The sequence below is a fragment of the Arenibacter algicola genome (assembly GCF_018860365.1).
Classification (GTDB): Bacteria; Bacteroidota; Bacteroidia; order Flavobacteriales; family Flavobacteriaceae; genus Arenibacter; species Arenibacter algicola_B.
The window spans coordinates 57,572-77,219 of record NZ_JAHKPO010000018.1 but is presented as its reverse complement, the minus strand read 5'-3'; the positions used below and the strand labels follow the sequence as shown (position 1 = coordinate 77,219).

Sequence of the window (19,648 nt, the reverse complement as noted above, 5' to 3'; positions counted from 1 at the left end):
AAGTAATCGACAAGGTTAGTTCCCCCAATTTTCCAGCCATTTCCCAAAATGTGAAACTTCCATTTTTTTGAACCACTCAATTCACAGCCCATGGCCAAGTCAATAGCACCTTTTTGGACCAAATATAGTGATGAAGTGGTCGAGGAGCTGAATTCAAATCCTGTAAAGGGACTTACCCAAGAGGAAATAAAAATACGTACGGAGAAGGCGGGCGCTATTACCCTCGCCCCTAATTCACATGTATCAGATTTTTGGCTTCTATTCAATCAGTTTAGAAGTCCTTTTATGGCACTGCTATTATTTGCAGATATCCTTTCCTTTTTTTTAGGAGAACATGTGGATGCCATCATTATATTCTGCATCATTATTTTAAGTGGGGTACTAAGCTTTTGGCAAGAAAGAGGGGCACAAAACATAGTCAGAGAATTATTGGCAATGGTAAAAGTGACCGCCAAAGTATTACGGGATGGCACCCAACAATCCATCGATTTGGAAAAAGTAGTTCCCGGAGATATAGTTATTCTATCCGCTGGTGATGTTGTGCCTGCCGACTGCCTAATCATTGAAGCCAATGACCTCTTCGTGAATGAAGCAATGTTGACAGGGGAGCCCTATCCGGAGGAAAAAAAGTTAGGAAAATTGCCTGTGGACACCAGCTTAAAAGATCGCTACAATTGCTTATTCAAAGGAACCCATATAACCAGTGGTTTTGCTAAAGCTATTGCCGTATTGACGGGAAAAGACACGGAATTTGGCAAAATTGCAGAAAAGATAAAATCCAATAAAGTAGAAACAGAATTCGAAAGAGGATTGCGAAAGTTTGGCTATATGCTTATGGAGATTGCTCTTATGCTTGCCCTTATTATTTTTGCAGTCAATGTCTATTTCGAGAAGCCGTTTATAGATTCCCTCCTTTTCTCCCTAACCCTGGCCATAGGGGTTACTCCTTTTTTATTACCCGCCATTGTAAGTATAAATTTAGCCTATGGTGCCAGACATATGGCCTCACAAAAAGTAATCGTCAAGCGATTGGTGTCCATTGAAAATTTTGGCAGCATGAATATCTTCTGTTCCGATAAAACCGGGACCCTTACTTCTGGTGAAATTCACATACATGACTATTTGGATACCAATGGCATAAAAAATGAAAAGATTATGGATATGGCCTATTTAAATGCCATCTACCAAACAGGCTATGCCAACCCAATAGATAAAGCTATAAAACAACAACACAAGTTGGATTTGACCAACTACAAAAAATTGGATGAAGTCCCCTTCGACTTTACGCGTAAACGGCTTAGTATTCTTGTGGAACAAAATGGTTCCCAATTCATAATTACAAAGGGAACTTTTAAAAAAGTAATGGAAGTCTGCACCTATGTGGATAACAATGGCAGCATAGAAGCTATTGAATCCTACCGAAAAAAAATTAATACCCTTTTCGAAGAATCCACTAAAAAGGGACTTCGAATTATTGCTTTGGCCTATAAACCTTTGGAGGAAAAAATTATAGATCGTTCCATGGAGAAAGAAATGACCTTTTTAGGCATGATTTTCTTGGATGACCCGGTAAAGGCCGGAGTGGTTGACTCAGTAAAACAAATGAGAACCCTGGGCATTACTCTCAAGATCCTTACCGGCGATAATAAAAATGTAAGTCTCTTCGTAGGAAAACAGTTGGGCATCAGCGAAAAAAAGGTATTGACCGGGGCCGATCTAAATAAATTGGATGATATCGCTTTAATAAAAAAGGTAAATGAAATAGACATTTTTGCTGAACTGGAACCAAGTCATAAGGAAAGAATTGTAAATCTACTTTCAAAATCCGGTAATGTGGTAGGTTATATTGGCGATGGGGTCAATGATGTGTCTGCCATTCAGGCTGCTGATGTAGGAATTTCCGTTGAGAACGCGGTTGATGTAGCCAAAAACACCGCAGACTTTATATTGCTGGAAAAAGAACTTAAAGTCTTGATAAATGGTATTATAACCGGTAGGAAAACTTTTGTCAACACCATCAAATATATTTTCATGACCACCAGTGCCAATTTTGGCAATATTACTAGCATGGCCATAATCTCCATGTTTTTGCCATTCCTGCCCTTGCTTCCGAAACAAATTTTGGCAACAAATTTTATATCGGATTTTCCAGCAATGACCATACCATCAGATAATGTGGATGAAGACTGGATAGCTATGCCAAAAAAATGGAACCTTAAGTTCATTAAAAAATTTATGATTCGTTTTGGTTTGCTAAGCTCATGTTTCGACTTTCTGACATTTGCTATTTTAATATATATCACCAAAAGTGATCAGGAACATTTTAGATCTGGCTGGTTTATGGTAACCATTCTAACAGAATTTGTGGTTTTATGGGTGCTACGTTCCAAAAAAGTATTCTATAAAAGTAAACCTGGAAAATTCTTATTGTTTACCACCTTAGGCATGTTTATCCTGGGAATAGGATTGCCCTACACTCCTTTGGGGAAAATATTGGAACTTTCGGTATTACCACTTCAAACCGTGCTCATGCTTATGGGTGTGGTGGTATTATATGGTATAGCAAATGAAATCCTAAAAAAATATTTTTATAGGACGATTCACTTTTGAAGGCGATTATGGAGACACACGATATAACCTACTACGTTGCACATTACTCCTATCTAGGAATCTTTATTTGGTTCTTTATAATCGACCAACTAACCCCAATTCCAGAAGAATTGGTTTTGGTAACCGTTGGTTATCTCACGCATACAGACATAGCTAACCCAATCTTTGCGGGAATAGCGGCCCTCCTGGGACTAATGGTAGTAGACAACATTTATTTTTATTTGGCCTTCACAGGAAATAAATGGACACAAAAATTACAACAAAAGAAGAGGGCGCAAATCTTAAAAAAATTTCAGGATAAATTGAAAAAGCATCAGGTCCGCACTTTGCTAATTATTGCCTTTATTCCCAAAGTACGATTTTTTGGCCCCATCCTTGCCGGACTTGGTAAAATGCATTACCGTAATTTTTTTCTCGTAAACATGATGGGTTCCTTAGCATATGTTTCAGTTTATATTTGCTTGGGTTTTTTCTTCCACAGTGCCATGGAAAAACTAATAAATCAGGTCGATATTGTTCGCCATTCCGTTTTTGGCGGCATTATACTCCTCATGGCTGTTATAATTAGTGTTTTAGTAAGTAAGTGGTTGTCAAAGTGAGATGTTCTTAATACTACTCTGCAAACCTAAATGGGAAGGTTTACCAAAACAAACTTAACTTCAATTTAAAGTGGTCAGCTATTTACAGTTAAAGTGCCCTACAACTACGTAATTCATATATTTATCGACAGCTTTTCCTTTTAAATTCTTTAACAAAAATATCTCCAATCGCATACTGTTAGGAACTGATCAATATCATTTTATACCACGCAGGATTGGGTGATATTGGTTATCGAATTGATATGTTCAAAAAACGCAATAATCTAGCAGATGAAAAACTACATAAAACACTTTAACGAAATAGATATAAACGATGTGCCCGAAGTAGGAGGCAAAAATGCCTCATTGGGTGAAATGTACCAGAAACTGACCTTAACGGGTGTACAGGTACCTGACGGATTTGCCACCACCTCTGACGCCTACTGGCTTTTCCTGAAAGAAGGGCAATTAAAGGAATCCATATTCGCCGAAATTGCAAAATTGGATAAGAAAGATTTTTCAAATTTACGGGAAGTAGGGAGTGCTATAAGAACAAGCATAGCCAAAGCGGATTTTCCACAAGCCATCAAATCTTCCCTTGAAAAAGGATATAATGTACTAGTTAAAAAATACGGTAACCAGATTTCCTTGGCGGTCCGCAGTAGTGCTACGGCAGAAGACCTTCCCAACGCCAGTTTTGCCGGACAACAGGAAACTTATCTCAATGTAAAGGGGTTTGATGAATTGATAGCCGCCTGTCATAAATGTTATGCTTCCCTGTTTACAGATAGGGCCATAAAATATCGCGAAGACAATCATTTTGACCAGACAAAGGTAGCGCTATCCATAGGCGTTCAGTTAATGGTGCGCTCGGATCTGGCCTGTTCCGGAGTAAATTTCACCTTAGATCCGGACACCGGTTTTGATAAAGTAGTTCTTGTCTCCAGTATTTGGGGCCTAGGTGAAAATATAGTTCAGGGAAGTGTAAATCCCGACGAATACTTTGTGTATAAACCTAGTTTGAAAAATAGCATTCGCCAACCCATAATTTCCAGAAAATTGGGCAGCAAGGAAAAAACCATGATTTACGATAGCTCGGGCAGTGGTACCCTTAACCTAGATACCAAAATAGAAAAACAGGAAATATTTGTACTTACCGATGCCGAAGTGATAAAACTTGCACAATGGTCCATGATCATTGAAGAGCATTATGGACGTCCAATGGATATAGAATGGGCAAAGGACGGACTGACCAATGAATTGTTTATAGTCCAGGCCAGACCGGAGACGGTACAAAGTGCAAAAAAGGACAAACTTAAAATCAGTACCTATACCTTACTGGAAAAAGGTAAGGAAATTACTAGAGGAATGGGTCTGGGCAACAAAATATCGGCTGGGAAAGCACGGATTATCCATAGTCCATTAGAATCCGATAAACTACAACCGGGAGAAATTCTTGTCACCGAAAAGACAGATCCCGATTGGGATCCCATCCTTAAAAAAGCGGCCGGCATCATTACGGACCAAGGGGGACGCACAAGTCACGCAGCCATAGTTGCCCGTGAGGTAGGTGCTGCCGCCATTGTTGGCACTCTTAATGCTACAAAAACAATAAAGGATGGCCAAGATATCACCATTTCATGTGCGGATGGGGATACTGGTGTAGTGTACGATGGATTACTGAAATGGGATGAAAAAACAGTGGATATTAAATCACTTAAAAAACCCGCAACCCAACCCATGCTTATTTTGGCAGATCCGGAACAGGCATTCAAACTATCATTTTATCCCACTTCCGGAGTTGGTCTTATGCGATTGGAATTTGTTATCAATAATTCCATACAAATTCATCCGATGGCCTTAAAACATTTTGACCACCTGAAAGATGCTTCGGCCAAAGCGCTTATTGAAAAACTTACCCACCACTACCCTGACAAGGCCGATTATTTTGTGCATAAACTGGCAGAGGGCATTGCCACCATTGCAGCCGCCTTTTATCCCAAAGATGTTATTGTGCGTACCAGTGATTTTAAATCCAATGAATATGCCAATTTAATAGGTGGTAAGGAATTTGAACCATTGGAGTCCAACCCCATGATTGGTTTTAGGGGAGCATCACGCTACTATCATCCCAAATATCAGGAAGCTTTTGAATTGGAGTGCAAGGCCATGAAAATGGTCCGGGAGGAAATGGGTTTTAATAATGTTAAGATTATGATTCCCTTTTGTCGTACCCTTAAGGAAGCAGAAAGAGTAGTAGATCTTATGGCAGCTTACGGATTGAAAAGAAGCGAAAACGGCCTGCAGCTCTATATGATGACCGAAATTCCCAACAACGTAATTCTCGCCGAAGAGTTCGCACATTTTTTTGACGGCTTCTCCATTGGTTCCAACGACCTTACCCAATTGACCTTGGGTGTGGATCGCGATTCGGAACTCTTAAGCGACATTTTTGATGCCAATGATCCGGGAGTAAAAAAAATGATCGCTATGGTCATTGCTTCGGCCCATAAAACAAATACAAAAATTGGACTCTGCGGACAGGCTCCCAGTGATTATCCGGAGTTTGCACAATTTCTTGTAGAAAAAGGTATCAATTCCATCTCCTTTAGTCCGGATGCGCTCATTGATGGTATCAAGAATATCAATTTGGCAGAGCAAAGTAAAATCAGCTTTGGAATGGCGGAAAGTAGTAATTAATGTGATAAAAACCATTAAGACCTAGATCGCCAGTTTAGGTTCTAAACCAGTTTTTTTTGAAATAAATCTCAATATTTAATGACTTATCGCGCTAAGCAAAAATTTATTTTTATGATTGCATAATTTCCTCATGTTCAATCTACATTTTCCGTAACTTAGGTATAGGAACAACAAGGTATGTTCTTACTTCCCCTTTTAACCTTTATTCTTTAGAAAATGCAAAGAAATAGCTTTATCGTAGCGCTATCTGCGCTGACTACATTGCCTTTGTTATCTTTTTCATCCATAGAAGATGCTATTGGAAGAAAAGTCAAAGGCTTTAAGGTTAAGGCTGGCGAAGGCAGAATACACGGGCACATAACCTTGAAAGGAGTAAACGCCAATATTTTGGATGTCAAAATATCCGGTAGTGATACCGATAAGGACCTGGCCATTTTTGAACAAACCTCACTTACACCAGGAAAAGGGACCCCTTTGCATGTACACCACTTCCAAGATGAAATGTTTTATGTCCTAGAGGGTACCTACTACTTTAAGGTTGGGGAAGAAACTTTTGATCTAAATGTTGGGGACAGCATATTTTTGCCCAAAAAAGTGCCACATGCTTGGACCCAAGTCTCGGAAAGAGGTAAAATGCTTGTCATCTTTCAACCCGCTGGCAAAATGGAGAATTTTTTTGTAGCCGTGTCCCAATTAGACCACGAACCCAGTCCCAAAGAAATGGAACATTTATTTGCGGATAATGAAATGAAGATAGTTGGACCACCCCTTAAAGTTGAATAAACAACCTACCAGGGTATTTTAAAAAATATTAAATACCTGATTAGTGGCTATTAGGCCCATTAGCCCATACTGGCTTAAAATTATACTTTCAGTGCCGAAATAATGTGGTAATTGCCACATGTATAATGATTAATATCATATTAGATAAGCCTCTTAATTACTTCCTTTGAAATTGAAATAGAACACCTATTAGTGGTCTGTAATCCAAATAATGAAAGTAGCAGTTTTTAATACACACAAATTTGAGAAGGAATATTTAATCAAGGCCAATGCAAATAAACATGATTTAAAATTGTTGGATTCCTATCTTACCCTAGATACTACAGTTTTGGCAGAAGACTGTGAAGGCATTTGCATCTTCACACAGGACAATGGTTCTGCTCCTGTTTTGGACAAGCTCCATGAAATGGGGGTTAAATATATTGCATTACGATCAGCTGGATATAACAACGTAGATATAACCCATGCTAAATCCTTAGGTCTGAGGGTTGTCCGGGTACCGGACTATTCCCCCAATGCCATCGCCGAATTTACTGTAGCCATAATTTTGGCCTTGAACCGTAAATTGATACGAAGCCATTACCGCATAATGGAAATGAATTTTTCGCTGGACGGCTTGGTAGGCTTTGATATGCACGGAAAAACCGTGGGAATTATCGGTACCGGAAAAATTGGAAGAATCGTAGCTAAAATTCTACATGGTTTTGGATGTCATATTCTGGCTTACGATGACATGAAAGACCAAAGCCTGGTAGAAGAATGCAAGGCCACCTATACCGATTTGGATACCTTGTGCAGCCAATCCGATATTATTTCCTTACATGTCCCTTTGATGGAACAAACACATTATCTAATAAACGAAGCCCAGATCGGCAAAATGAAAAAGGGGGTAATGCTAATCAATACCGGTAGAGGGGGATTGGTAAATACCCAAGATGTTATTAACGGCCTTAAATCCCAACAAATTGGCTATTATGGAATGGATGTTTATGAAGAGGAAGAAGGCTTATTTTTTGAAGACCATTCCGAAGATATACTTCAGGACGATATGATAGCGCGTTTAATGACCCTCAGAAATGTAATGATTACCAGCCACCAGGCTTTTTTAACAGATACCGCCCTAGGCAATATTGCACAAACCACCTTTGAAAATCTGGATTCCCTGGAGCAAGGCCTTCCTTGTAAAAATGAAGTCCTTTAAATTAATGATAAATGGGAAAATTGATTCTTATAAGACATGGACAAAGTCTTTGGAACTTGGAAAACATCTTCACAGGTTGGACCAATATTGACCTTTCACCACAAGGAAAGGAGGAAGCTAAAAATGCTGGCGAAATCATTAAACGCAATAAAATAAACATCGATATATGTTTTGCTTCCTATCTTAAAAGGGCCATACGCACGGCCTGGATCGTTTTGGACAATTGTGAACAAATGCATGTAGATACCTACTATCATTGGAAACTAAACGAAAGGCACTACGGTGATTGGCAGGGTAAAAATAAGGACGAGACCTTAAAAGAGGTGGGCGAAAAAAAATATTGGGCCATAAGGCGCGGATATTATGAGTCTCCTCCGAAATTGGGTCCCAACAACAAATTACATCCTAAATTCGACCCGAACTACAAAAATGTAGACCCGGCAGTCTTGCCATCGGGGGAATCGCTAGAGGACAGCTCAAAAAGAGTCGTCAATTATTATTTCGAAGCAATAGTTCCCAATTTGGTACAAGGTAAGACGGTCATGGTTTCGGCACATGGTAATTCCCTACGTGCCCTTATTGGCTACATTTGTAATATTCCTTCTATAGATATAGCCGGTTTAGAAGTACCCACTGGCGTACCACATATATATGAATTTGACGGCAACCAAAATTTAACGGAACATCACAAATTAGAATAACACCATTTAAGTCGAATAAATGGGAAAACATAAAATTCAATCAACATGCTCAAAAAAATAGTAACACTTACCTTAAATCCTGTAATAGATAAAAGTGTCTCCGTAGCAGGCATCAGCCCCAATACCAAACTACGCTGTACCTCACCAACTTACGATGCCGGAGGTGGTGGCATCAATGTATCCCGTGCCCTTAAAAAATTGGGAGAGAAATCACTCTGCATGTATCTGGCAGGCGGACCTACAGTAGAACATTTAAGTCAAATTTTGGACAAGGCAGGTATTGATCAAATGGTAGTGCCCATTAAGGGATGGACAAGGGATAATCTTGCTGTTACCGATACCACTACCAACTTACAATACCGCTTTGGAGTGCCGGGACCACTGGTTGAAAAGGAAGAGTGGGAAGCCCTACTAATAAAATTGGAAAAGAATCTGGAAGAAGGAGATTACTTGGTGGCCAGCGGTAAATTACCTCCGGGAATACCGGATGATTTCTACGTTCTGGTGGCCGAAATAGCCAAAAGTAAAAAAGTGCACTTTATTTTGGACACCTCCGGGGAGGCATTGGCTAAGGCTACCAAATCCAGAGTATTTATGCTAAAGCCCAACCTAGGGGAACTAAGCACTTTGTGTGGTGTTACATCAATTTCAGCTATGGAATTGGAACCCCTTGCCAAAAAGTTTTTGAAGGAACATGATTGTGAGATACTTGTCGTATCCTTGGGCCCGAAAGGAGCCCTATTGGCCACCAAGGATCTCATAGAACATATACCAGCGCCCACAGTGCTGCAAAAAAGCACCATAGGGGCAGGTGATAGTATGGTGGCAGGTATGGTAGTTAGTTTGCTTAATGGCAAATCCTATAGCGAAATGGCAAAATACGGGGTAGCTTGTGGTACAGCGGCTACCATGCATGAAGGTACCCAATTGTGCAACAAGGATGACGCCGATAATTTGTACAAATGGATCCTAGAACAAAAAAACACTTGAAAGTAAACCTTGGATTACTTAATTTGATTCAGAATAAACTACAGGAATAGAACATAACCATTGTATAAAAGATAGACTTTATGGACAATATTCAAAGATTTTCATTACCCGCCATCCATGAAGGGGAGATTCCCTTAGCTTTTATGAATACCAACATATCCCGGGATAAGGGAGTAATTTTGGCCGCCGATGTTGGAGGCACTAAAACAAATTTGGCCCTTTTTCAAATCCAGGACGGAGACCTGGTTCCTTTGAAGGAAAAATCATATCCCACTAAAAAATATAAATCCTTTTTGGAGATGGTATCTACCTTCCATACGGACGACATGCCTAGGATAAATGGAATATGTCTAGGTGTTGCCGGACCCGTAATTCGGGGCAAGGTATATGGCACTAATTTTCCTTGGGCAATTGACAGCGGAGAAATTAGTAGGGAACTTCATATACGTTCTGTTTCATTGATCAACGATATGGAGGCCAATGCCTACGGACTGGCAGCGCTCCAAGAAAAAGACTTCGAAACACTTAAGTCCGGAACAAATATACCTGGCAATGCCGCACTTATATCTCCTGGTACGGGACTTGGGGAAGCAGGAATGTTCTGGGACGGATCGCACTACCACCCCTTTGCCTGTGAGGGTGGCCATTGCGATTTTAGTCCTCGTAATGAATTGGACATAGAAATTCTGCAACACTTCCAAAAAAAATATGAACATGTCAGCTGGGAAAGGTTGTTGTCAGGTCCCGGAATCTTGGAACTATATGTGTTCTTGAGGCAAATAAGTGGCATAAAGGAGCCACAATGGCTGAGCAATCAAATGTCCAAAGGCAATCCTTCTGCTGTAATTACCGGGACGGCAATGGAAGGAAAAGATTCCGTTTGTGTTGAAACCTTGGATATTTTTATTAGGTTCTTGGCTATAGAAGCGTCACAGCTTGCCCTAAAATTCAAGGCTACGGGTGGTATTTATATAGGCGGGGGCATCTTACCAAAAATAATAACAGGTATTAAAAGGGACGTATTCTACAACAACTTTGTACAATCGGGGCGATTAAACGCACTCTTGGAAATGATACCGGTAAAGGTAATCCTTAATGAAAAAACGGCGCTTCTTGGGGCCGCTTATTACGGCGCTATGGCTCTGCAATGGGACTAAGGTCTGATGCCTCACGGCTTTAGAAATAAAAGTAAAAGCTAGCTGTAAGGCATCAATAAAGAATTCTTTGACTAATCCCAGTAAACTAGCATGTAATACCCTTAAAAAAATAAGGTTTTATGGTTGTGTTCATTAAAGCTCATCAATATTATCTCGCCCTTATCCTCCATTTTTTTTACTAGATCCCTATGGAACCATTTTTTTAAAAATCCTTTCTTTTCCCTTTCCAGCATCACTACCATATCCGCATTTACGACCCCAAGATAGATTCTGAGGGTATCAAATACATCTTCCGAAAACAATAGTTCGAACTCAATTTCTGGATAATCTACCTTGGATTTGAGCATCTCCTTGAACCACTCCATTAATAAGTCTCCCGCATATTCCTCGTTCGTTGAAATATGCACTACCTTAATTTTGGCTTTTAAAGGTTTGGCTATTTCGGAAAGTTTTTGAATGGCATGTATATCTTCCTCTTCAAAATCTGTGGCATAAACCATGGTATCCATATTTCTAGGCAATATATCATTGGGAATTGCAATTACGGGACAAGGTGCTTTCTCTATGAGTTTCTTGGTGGTACTGCCCATGATCATTTCCTCAAGACCACTTGCTCCTTTAGTACCCACCACAATCAGTTGGGCGTGATACTCTTCTGCCTTTGATATAATTCCTTTGATTACCGAACTGTTCTGTACAGGCTCTAATTGTATTTTGGGATTGTCCCACTTGCTTCCAAGGTGTTCTGTGCAAAATTTTTCCAGCTGGGCACGGTGAATTTTAAACGGATTCCCTTCAAGGACAGGCCGGTCATCCTGTCCCTCCACACCCAAAACAGTAGGTAAATTAAATGTGTGGGTGACCACCAGTCGAGTTCCCAGGTCCTGACTTAAATTATAGGCCAACTGCAAAGCAGAGACCGAGTTTTTAGAATAATCCGTGGCATAAAGCAATGTTTTCATTTTATGATGTATTGTAATTTATCAGCAAAACTTGCAAGCAACAGATCCGATTGGAGTACATCCTAAGATACTTGCTATTTTAAGAAGTTAAATTGTTAATGGAACAAATTTGATTGGTTAAAATTAGAACCTATTGTCGTATCTATAAATGACTTCTATCATATATGGTAATCTTTCTATGCCCGAACTTCGCAACTGGAAAAAGAATCGTTTATATAAATTCAAAGAATATTAATAGTTCATGAGCAAAGCCATATACCTTGCCACTACAGAGCCCAATAGCGGAAAATCTATCGTATCCTTGGGCATGATGCAGTTATTATTGGGAAAAACCGCGAAAGTGGGTTATTTCCGCCCCATTATAGATGACTTTGAAAAGGGCAGGATCGATGACCATATAGATACTGTACTAAAGCATTTTGAAGTAGACCAGAAATTTGAGGATTCCTATGCCTATACCCGTAGCCAAGTGGTACAACTTAAAAATATGGACAAGGATGACGAAATTATAAGTAATATCATCAATAAGTACAAGGCCATTGAGGATAGGTTCGACATTGTAGTGGTGGAAGGAACAGATTTTTCAGGTGAGGGCGCCATCATAGAATGGGACATTAATGTGCTTATCGCCAAAAATTTAGGAATTCCGGCAATTATAATTGCCAACGGCATGGGCAAATCCCTTCAAGAATTGGTCGGAAATATATACATGGCTTATGATTCCTTTAGGGAAAAGGGAGTAGAAGTACTACTGACCGTTGCCAATAAGGTACAGCCAGAAAATTTGGAACAGGCAGTATCGGGTCTCAAGACAAAACTGCCAAAAAAAGTATTGATAGCTGCTATCCCTTTGAACCCTGTTTTGGGAAATCCGACCGTAAAGGAGATTGCACAGGCCCTTTCGGCCAAGGTTTTGTTCGGAGAAGATTTTATAAACAATCAGGCCGGTGAATTTAGCGTGGGCGCCATGCAGCTCCGCAATTACATCACCCATTTAAAAAAGGATAGCTTGGTCATCACCCCTGGAGATAGGGCAGATATTATTCTAGGGGCTTTACAGGCCAACATCTCCAGAAATTACCCCAATCTATCCGGTATAGTTCTAACAGGCGGACTATTACCGGAGGATTCCATCATTAAACTTATTGAGGGCCTTTCCGATATTATTCCTATCATTTCAGTTGCCGATGGTACTTTTTCGGTAACCAACCGCATAGGAACCATTAAACCCAGGATATATCCAGAAAACAAGGAAAAAATAGCCACCTCCATACAGGAATTTGAAAAATATGTCCCCACAAATGAATTAGCCGAGCGACTTATTACTTTTAAGGCTGAGGGAATTACCCCTAGAATGTTCCAGTACAATCTTCTTAAACGGGCAAAATCGGCCATGAAACATATTGTCCTCCCGGAAGGAAATGACGAACGCATTCTGAAGGCTACCAAAAAACTTCTGGACACCAATGCCGTCACCATTACATTGTTGGGGGATAAGGAGCAAATAATGGCAAAAATTTCAGAATTGGATATAAGTTTGGATTCCAATAGCTTCGATATTATAGACCCCAAATCTTCGCCCAATTTTATGGATTATGCCACCACCCTATACGAACTGCGAAAAGAAAAAAATGTTAACCTTGCCATGGCGAAAGATCTAATGGAGGATGTTTCCTATTTTGGCACCATGATGGTCTACAAAGGTCATGCCGATGGAATGGTTTCCGGTGCAGCACATACTACACAACATACCATAAGACCGGCTTTACAATTTATTAAGACCAAACCAGAGGTCTCCATTGTGTCCTCCGTGTTCTTTATGTGTCTCCCCAACCGTGTCACCATATTTGGGGACTGCGCCATTAATCCCAATCCCACCGCTGAACAATTGGCGGAAATAGCCATTTCTTCTGCGGCAACCAGCACGGCCTTCGGCATAGAACCCAAAATTGCCATGCTATCCTATTCATCCGGGGCTTCAGGAGTGGGCGAAGACGTGGATAGAGTGCGCAAAGCCACAGATATTATCAAAAGAAAACGACCTGGTTTAAAAGTAGAAGGCCCCATACAGTACGATGCAGCCGTGGATATAAATGTAGGTAAGAGTAAATTGCCGGATTCGGAAGTGGCCGGACAGGCCAGTGTATTCATTTTTCCAGATCTCAATACTGGAAACAACACCTATAAGGCCGTTCAAAGGGAAACAGGTGCCCTGGCCATTGGCCCCATGTTACAAGGTCTAAACAAACCTGTTAACGACCTAAGCCGTGGCTGTACAGTGGAGGATATCTATAACACTGTAGTCATCACCGCCATACAGGCACAAGGCCTATAATTTTAATCCAATAAAACAAAAACTATGAACATACTGATCATAAACGCAGGAAGTTCTTCCATTAAATATCAATTGATTCAAATGCCTTCGGAGCTTGTAATAGGCAAGGGTTTAATAGAACGAATCGGCTCCAAAAATGCAACTGTAAAGTATAAAACCAATACCGTGGATATTGAGGAGGTGATGGTGATTCCCAATCACAGTGCCGGATTCAAGAAAATGGCCACACTCCTGATGGATTCCGTCCAAGGTGTTATTGCAGACGTTAATGATATCGCGATTGTCGCCCATAGGGTAGTGCATGGCGGTAATACCTTTTCTGAAACCACCGTGATTACACAGGAGGTAAAGGATAAAATAAGGGAACTTTCTGTATTGGCCCCTTTACACAACCCACATAATTTGGAAGGCATTATATTGGCAGAGGAAGCTTTTCCTACTGCCAAACAAATTGCCGTTTTTGATACCGCTTTTCACCAGACCATGCCAGTGAAGGCCAAGAAATACGCTTTGCCCAATGAATTATATACAGATCATCGTATCCAAGCCTTTGGTTTTCATGGTACCAGTCACAAATATGTATCCGAGAAGGCAATTTCCTTCTTAAAATTAAAATCTTCCAAGATAATTACCATACATCTGGGCCATGGTTGCAGTATCACTGCTGTAAGGGATGGAAAAAGTATAGATCATTCCATGGGATTTACCCCTTCCAACGGACTTATCATGGGCTCTAGAAGTGGCGACCTGGATCATTCTATTATCTTCTATTTGGTAAATAATTTAGGTTATGGTCTGGAAGAAGTAAATACTTTACTCACCAAAAAAAGTGGTATGTTAGGGCTTACGGGGCATATGGATCTAAGGGATATTGAAGCCAAAGCACAATCCGGAAATCCTGAATGTGAATTGGCCTTGGAAATGAACGCCTACCGCATAAAAAAATATATAGGTGCCTATACAGCAGCCATGAACGGTTTGGATGCCCTGGTCTTTACCGCCGGCATTGGTGAAAATTCCAGCACGCTCAGAAGTCTCGTGTGCAACGAATTGGACTATTTGGGCATAACAATGGACCCTTCTAAAAATGAGTTAAAATCTTCCAACATAAGGGAAATTGGTAGTGACAAGGCTCAAGTCAAAGTTTTGGTAGTCCCCACAAATGAAGAGTTGGAAATTGCAAAACAAGCCTATGGTCTATCCCATAACCTATAATTTTGACAATAGAGATTTTGAGTCAATCTGCAGGAAAACCCAATTTTCCATGATGATCAATGAGTGGCCCCAATAAACAAAATTGCCGTATGGCAAAACCAAGGTTTATTCCTTTTTTGTTTTACATGTTCTTATTCCGAAAGGAAGGTACAGGGGACAAAAACCAATAAAACTGGTCAGGAAAAAGATAATGGCCAAAACCACCAGTACAATACCCAACACCCCGGAAATAGTACCGTTATAATAAAGCGCGATCAATGCTGCCGCAACCACAAAACGCAAGGTTCTGTCCAAATTACCCATATTTTTCTTCATGACGATAAATTTATGTTATACAATTTGAAAAGGCCCAAATGAACTTACCATTTTATTCTTTAGGTCTCTTTTTTATTAATTTTTTGTCTATAAACTTCAAACTAACCAAAGTGTCATTTGGGGCCTCATTGCTAAAGTTGCAACCTATTTTCGGTTTTTCCCAATTTTTATATTGACAATTCAAAGTAAATGGATATGTATCCCTCTTCAAATGATATATGTCATTTCAGGGGCCGATACATTTAAATAATTTTGGGGTACGCCACATTTATAATATTTAAATCTAATTATCATGGAAAAAGAAATCATATATAATTCAAACCTGCATTTTGAACACGAAATTTGGAGAAGGGAACTCTTCTTTTGGCAGGATGAACTCATTATTTTTAACAACAGGCTTAGCGAACTGGTTACTAGATGGACCAAAAAAGAGGTATTAAAACAATTGGACCACTTTCAGAACGAATTTATCCTACATGGTGGAGTTATCGAGGATTTATTGGAAGAAATCGAAATCCATGAAACCCGCATGGCCGGTCAAGATTTGGTGTCACATGATGCCATGGACACCATATTGGTAAAAAAACATATGGAGTTCCGAAAAAAAATGGAGGTACAGGAAGAGATTTATGCGGACCTTAAAAAAGATTTCTTTCGTTTTTTGACCAAGTACCTATAAATTTTATGTTTGGTATAAAACTTCCACAGAAACAAAATCTTAAAAGGTACAACGCCCTATTTGTGGTCCTCACCAAATATGGGTTTCAAGATGTTATGGCCAGTAGCCAGGCTAGAAAGTTCATCCCCAAAAAATACCTTTTAAAACACCCTGACACAGAAAAGCAGTTATCAGGATCCACTTTTGAACGTATCCGTATGGTGCTTGAAGAATTGGGTCCTTCCTATGTAAAAATGGGGCAAATTATGAGCAACCGGGACGATATGTTGCCACCGGAGCTGGTTAAAGAGCTAGAAAAACTACAAGACCATGCTCCCTCCCTACAGAATTTTGAAGTAGAAAAAGTTTTGTCCAATGAACTGGATATCCACTGCTCCCAATATTTCCTTTCCATTGATCCCAAACCTTTGGCAGCGGCCTCCCTGGCCCAAGTTCATAAGGCGCAGCTTCTCAATGGGGATTTGGTAGTATTAAAAATACAGCGCCCCAATATAGCGGATGTTATTGCATCCGATATTTCCATTATGAAGGAAGTTGCCGAGGCCTTGGAAAAATATAGTGCACAGGCCAAGGCCTTTCAGCCATTAAGGTTGGTGGAGTCCTTTGAAAAAAGCATCAATGAAGAACTTAGTTTTCAAAGGGAAATGGACAATATGGAACATTTCGCCAAAAATTTTGAAGGCAACGAAGCTATCTATGTACCCCATTTATATCGTGAATTGAGCAATGACCATATTATATGTATGGAATGGGCAGATGGAATCAAGGTTTCCGAACTGGAAAAGTTAAAGGAAAGTAATATTGATTCCAGCGCCGTTGCCAAAGTTGGGGTAGATCTATATTTGGAACAGGTTTTGGAACATGGTTTTTTTCATGCCGACCCACATCCCGGAAATCTATTTGTGTTACCCGAGGCCCAAAAAATCTGCTTCATAGATTTTGGCATGATGGGTACTATAATGCCCAATGACAAGGAGGCACTTACAGATCTACTGCTTTGTTTTTTGAAAAAAGATGTAAAGAAATTAATTCCCGTCTTAAAAAAGATTGCCTTAAAATCCGAAATCCCGGATGAAAAAAAATTGGAGTATGATTTGTACGAATTAATTGAAGGTATTAGTAATACATCTATCCATAACATTAAGTTGGGGACTACCCTGAAACAATTTAAAAATGTTCTTTACGAGAATAAGATTACCATACCGCATTACCTATATATTCTTATAAGGGCCCTGATTATAATTGAAGGTGTAGGCCTAAAATTAGATCCTGAATTCAACATAACGGATAATCTAAAACCCTATATGGCCAAGATAACCCGAAAAAGGTTTGGCCTAAAACGACTTTTTCAAAAGAACCTGAATAGATTTCAAGATTACAATGCGCTCTTGGATAAATTACCGGACGACATTAATGAAATTGTAGATAAGATAAAAGATGGGAAATTGGTCATTGTACATGAGCATAATGGCCTGGACGAATTTAGAATGTCCCTAAAGACCGCTTTTAACCGTTTGGTCTATGCGGTTATTATTGCAGCCCTATCCATTGGCTCTGCCCTTTTGGTCATGGCCGATATGCCTCCAAAAATTAGTGGTATACCCGTATTGGGCGCAATAGGTTTTAGTCTTTCCGCCATTATTGGATTGGTTATTCTAATTTCAATTTATAGAAATAAGGAAGAGTAAACCTTATTCTATTCCTGCCTATGGTTTATGACAGATGGGGCAAAACTTTAAGTGATCATTTTATAAAAACAGTTCGGAATCATTATCTTTATTCCGAACTGTTTTTTTTCATGGCCGTGTCCAAAATAAAATCCAAACAATGAGAATAATTTCCTGGAACGTCAACGGCATTAGGGCCGTTGCCAAAAAAGATTTTTTTGAATCCGTAAATAAAATGGCACCAGATATCCTCTGTCTTCAAGAGACCAAGGCACAGGATCATGAGGTAGAGGAGACACTTTCGGGAATGGAACATTATCATAGAGACTACAATTCGGCCGATAAAAAAGGGTACTCCGGTACCGCAGTCCTGAGCAGAACAGAACCTCTTGCCGTAAGCAAAGATATGCAGGTATCGGAACACGATAGCGAAGGTAGAATACTGTGTGCGGAGTATAATGATTTTTACTTGGTAAATGTCTACGTTCCCAATTCCGGACAACAATTGGATCGTTTGGATTATCGTGAAAAATGGGATGCCGATTTTCTGAACTACCTTAAAAACCTGGAAAAGACTAAACCTGTAATTGCTTGCGGGGATTTTAACGTGGCCCATAGGGCCATAGACCTTAAGAACGATAAAAGCAACTACAACAAAACGGCAGGATATACCCAAACTGAAATTGACGGAATGGACAATTTTATCAAATCCGGCTTTGTGGATTCGTTTCGGCATTTTCATCCTGATACCGTTGCCTATACCTATTGGAGTTATCGCTTTAAGTCGCGGGAAAGAAACACGGGCTGGCGTATAGATTATTTCCTGGTAAGCAAGTCTTTGGTAGACCACATAAAGTCTGTGGATATCCTATCGGATTATTTTGGTTCCGACCATTGTCCCATCTCCTTGGAAATAGAATTCTAGAAAGATCCGTAATGCCCTATAAATTCCTGCAGGACACTAACTTGAAAATCACCTACGACCTGGAGTTGGGCGTCCGCATTCATAAGTACCAATCCATAGGCTAAATGTGACAGCTTGCAGTCGCTCACAACTTGCTTTTGGATTCCCGTGAATACCGGTCTAAAATGTTGGTCTATATCCAAACCTGAAGATTTCCCTACAGCCATGGCCTTGACCACCGCCTCCGTAATTTGTGCGGGAGACAAACCTTGTTCCAGCAAATCACTGGCCAAATGCTTCAATCGAAAGCTATAATAGAATTCCAAAAAATTGGCAATACTATCCATTGTCTTATTTTCTGAGGTATAAATAGAGATTTCCATAACATTCAGTTCTTTATTAGTTTTTCAGCATTACATGAGACTAAGGTAATATCACAATTTTTTGGCGTACCCAAATACCATTTTTTTAAATTCCCTAAAGTCGTTGGTAAACAAATCCATCTGTTCCTTTAGGGTAGCGTGTTTTTCCCTATAATCCTTATCGGACAAGCCTTCCTCTCCCCTTACCAATCTGGACAATAACCTTTCATGGTTTACTATATCCGCTGCCAAATAATCAAATAGCGATTCGTGGATCTTATCCAAATATTGTAGCATCTGCCCATATTCTGAGTTATTTACCTTTTCTTTATCCAGCAGATCTGTAAAAAATTTGGATTCATCCTTCCAAAATGCAATGATATTGGTCCATTCCACACTTTCTTTGTGCAGTACATCCAATGCGCTATCCAACAATATTTCTTTTTTCGGACCTGATGATTTGGCGTTCATAGTTTTATTTATTTTAGG

17 protein-coding genes are annotated in these 19,648 nt (G+C 39.8%); 13 read left to right on the top strand and 4 right to left on the bottom strand.

Going from position 1 to position 19,648, the window contains the following annotated elements; genetic code table 11:
- Positions 1-90: 90 nt before the first annotated feature.
- The 8 genes from mgtA (at position 91) to glk (ending at position 10,720) form a co-directional block, all read left to right on the top strand.
- Positions 91-2,610 (top strand): magnesium-translocating P-type ATPase, encoded by a 2,520-nt coding sequence (mgtA, locus tag KO529_RS15805; protein ID WP_215948836.1) that lies wholly within the window; start codon positions 91-93, stop codon positions 2,608-2,610.
- Positions 2,611-2,618: 8 nt separating this feature from the next.
- A complete protein-coding gene (locus KO529_RS15800; RefSeq protein WP_111624654.1) occupies positions 2,619-3,209 on the top strand; it encodes a DedA family protein in 591 nt (196 codons plus the stop codon).
- A 270-nt stretch (positions 3,210-3,479) separates the two neighbouring features.
- Entirely contained in the window at positions 3,480-5,888 is a 2,409-nt protein-coding gene (gene ppsA / locus KO529_RS15795; RefSeq protein ID WP_215948835.1) for a phosphoenolpyruvate synthase, read from the top strand.
- Positions 5,889-6,104: 216 nt separating this feature from the next.
- Positions 6,105-6,671 (top strand): cupin domain-containing protein, encoded by a 567-nt coding sequence (locus tag KO529_RS15790; protein WP_215948834.1) that lies wholly within the window; start codon positions 6,105-6,107, stop codon positions 6,669-6,671.
- Between the two features lie 211 nt (positions 6,672-6,882).
- Positions 6,883-7,872: a 2-hydroxyacid dehydrogenase gene (locus KO529_RS15785; RefSeq protein ID WP_215948833.1), complete on the top strand. Its 990-nt coding sequence runs from the start codon at positions 6,883-6,885 to the stop codon at positions 7,870-7,872.
- 11 nt (positions 7,873-7,883) lie between these two features.
- Positions 7,884-8,573 carry a 2,3-bisphosphoglycerate-dependent phosphoglycerate mutase gene (locus tag KO529_RS15780; RefSeq protein WP_215948832.1) on the top strand — a complete coding sequence of 230 codons (690 nt, stop codon included), beginning with the start codon at positions 7,884-7,886 and terminating at the stop codon, positions 8,571-8,573.
- Between the two features lie 45 nt (positions 8,574-8,618).
- Complete coding sequence (locus KO529_RS15775; protein WP_215948831.1) at positions 8,619-9,563, top strand: 1-phosphofructokinase family hexose kinase; 945 nt, start codon at positions 8,619-8,621, stop codon at positions 9,561-9,563.
- Positions 9,564-9,643: 80 nt separating this feature from the next.
- Positions 9,644-10,720, top strand: coding sequence for a glucokinase (gene glk, locus KO529_RS15770; protein WP_215948830.1), 1,077 nt, complete (start codon positions 9,644-9,646; stop codon positions 10,718-10,720).
- A gap of 101 nt (positions 10,721-10,821) precedes the next feature.
- Here the strand turns inward: glk and KO529_RS15765 are convergent, their stop codons facing one another.
- On the bottom strand, positions 10,822-11,682 hold the full coding sequence (locus KO529_RS15765) for a universal stress protein (RefSeq protein ID WP_215948829.1): 861 nt from the start codon (positions 11,680-11,682) through the stop codon (positions 10,822-10,824).
- Between the two features lie 241 nt (positions 11,683-11,923).
- Here KO529_RS15765 and pta point away from each other — a divergent pair, with 241 nt between their 5' ends.
- Positions 11,924-14,017, top strand: coding sequence for a phosphate acetyltransferase (gene pta / locus KO529_RS15760; protein WP_215948828.1), 2,094 nt, complete (start codon positions 11,924-11,926; stop codon positions 14,015-14,017).
- A gap of 24 nt (positions 14,018-14,041) precedes the next feature.
- Positions 14,042-15,232, top strand: coding sequence for an acetate/propionate family kinase (locus KO529_RS15755; protein WP_215948827.1), 1,191 nt, complete (start codon positions 14,042-14,044; stop codon positions 15,230-15,232).
- 105 nt (positions 15,233-15,337) lie between these two features.
- Here KO529_RS15755 and KO529_RS15750 read toward each other — a convergent pair whose 3' ends face one another.
- Positions 15,338-15,547 carry a YgaP family membrane protein gene (locus KO529_RS15750; protein ID WP_215948826.1) on the bottom strand — a complete coding sequence of 70 codons (210 nt, stop codon included), beginning with the start codon at positions 15,545-15,547 and terminating at the stop codon, positions 15,338-15,340.
- A gap of 292 nt (positions 15,548-15,839) precedes the next feature.
- On the opposite strand from KO529_RS15750, the gene KO529_RS15745 reads away from it, so the two are divergent.
- The 3 genes from KO529_RS15745 (at position 15,840) to KO529_RS15735 (ending at position 18,818) form a co-directional block, all read left to right on the top strand.
- The gene (locus tag KO529_RS15745; RefSeq protein WP_215948825.1) at positions 15,840-16,226 is read left to right on the top strand and encodes a hypothetical protein; all 387 of its coding nucleotides are present in this window, start codon (positions 15,840-15,842) and stop codon (positions 16,224-16,226) included.
- Between the two features lie 5 nt (positions 16,227-16,231).
- Positions 16,232-17,914, top strand: a complete 1,683-nt coding sequence (locus KO529_RS15740) for an ABC1 kinase family protein (protein ID WP_215948824.1) — start codon at positions 16,232-16,234, stop codon at positions 17,912-17,914.
- A gap of 139 nt (positions 17,915-18,053) precedes the next feature.
- Positions 18,054-18,818: an exodeoxyribonuclease III gene (locus KO529_RS15735; protein ID WP_215948823.1), complete on the top strand. Its 765-nt coding sequence runs from the start codon at positions 18,054-18,056 to the stop codon at positions 18,816-18,818.
- Here the strand turns inward: KO529_RS15735 and KO529_RS15730 are convergent.
- A complete protein-coding gene (locus tag KO529_RS15730; protein ID WP_215948822.1) occupies positions 18,815-19,180 on the bottom strand; it encodes a hypothetical protein in 366 nt (121 codons plus the stop codon). The genes KO529_RS15735 and KO529_RS15730 overlap by 4 nt on opposite strands.
- 51 nt (positions 19,181-19,231) lie before the next feature.
- Complete coding sequence (locus KO529_RS15725; protein ID WP_215948821.1) at positions 19,232-19,630, bottom strand: hypothetical protein; 399 nt, start codon at positions 19,628-19,630, stop codon at positions 19,232-19,234.
- Positions 19,631-19,648 lie beyond the last annotated feature (18 nt).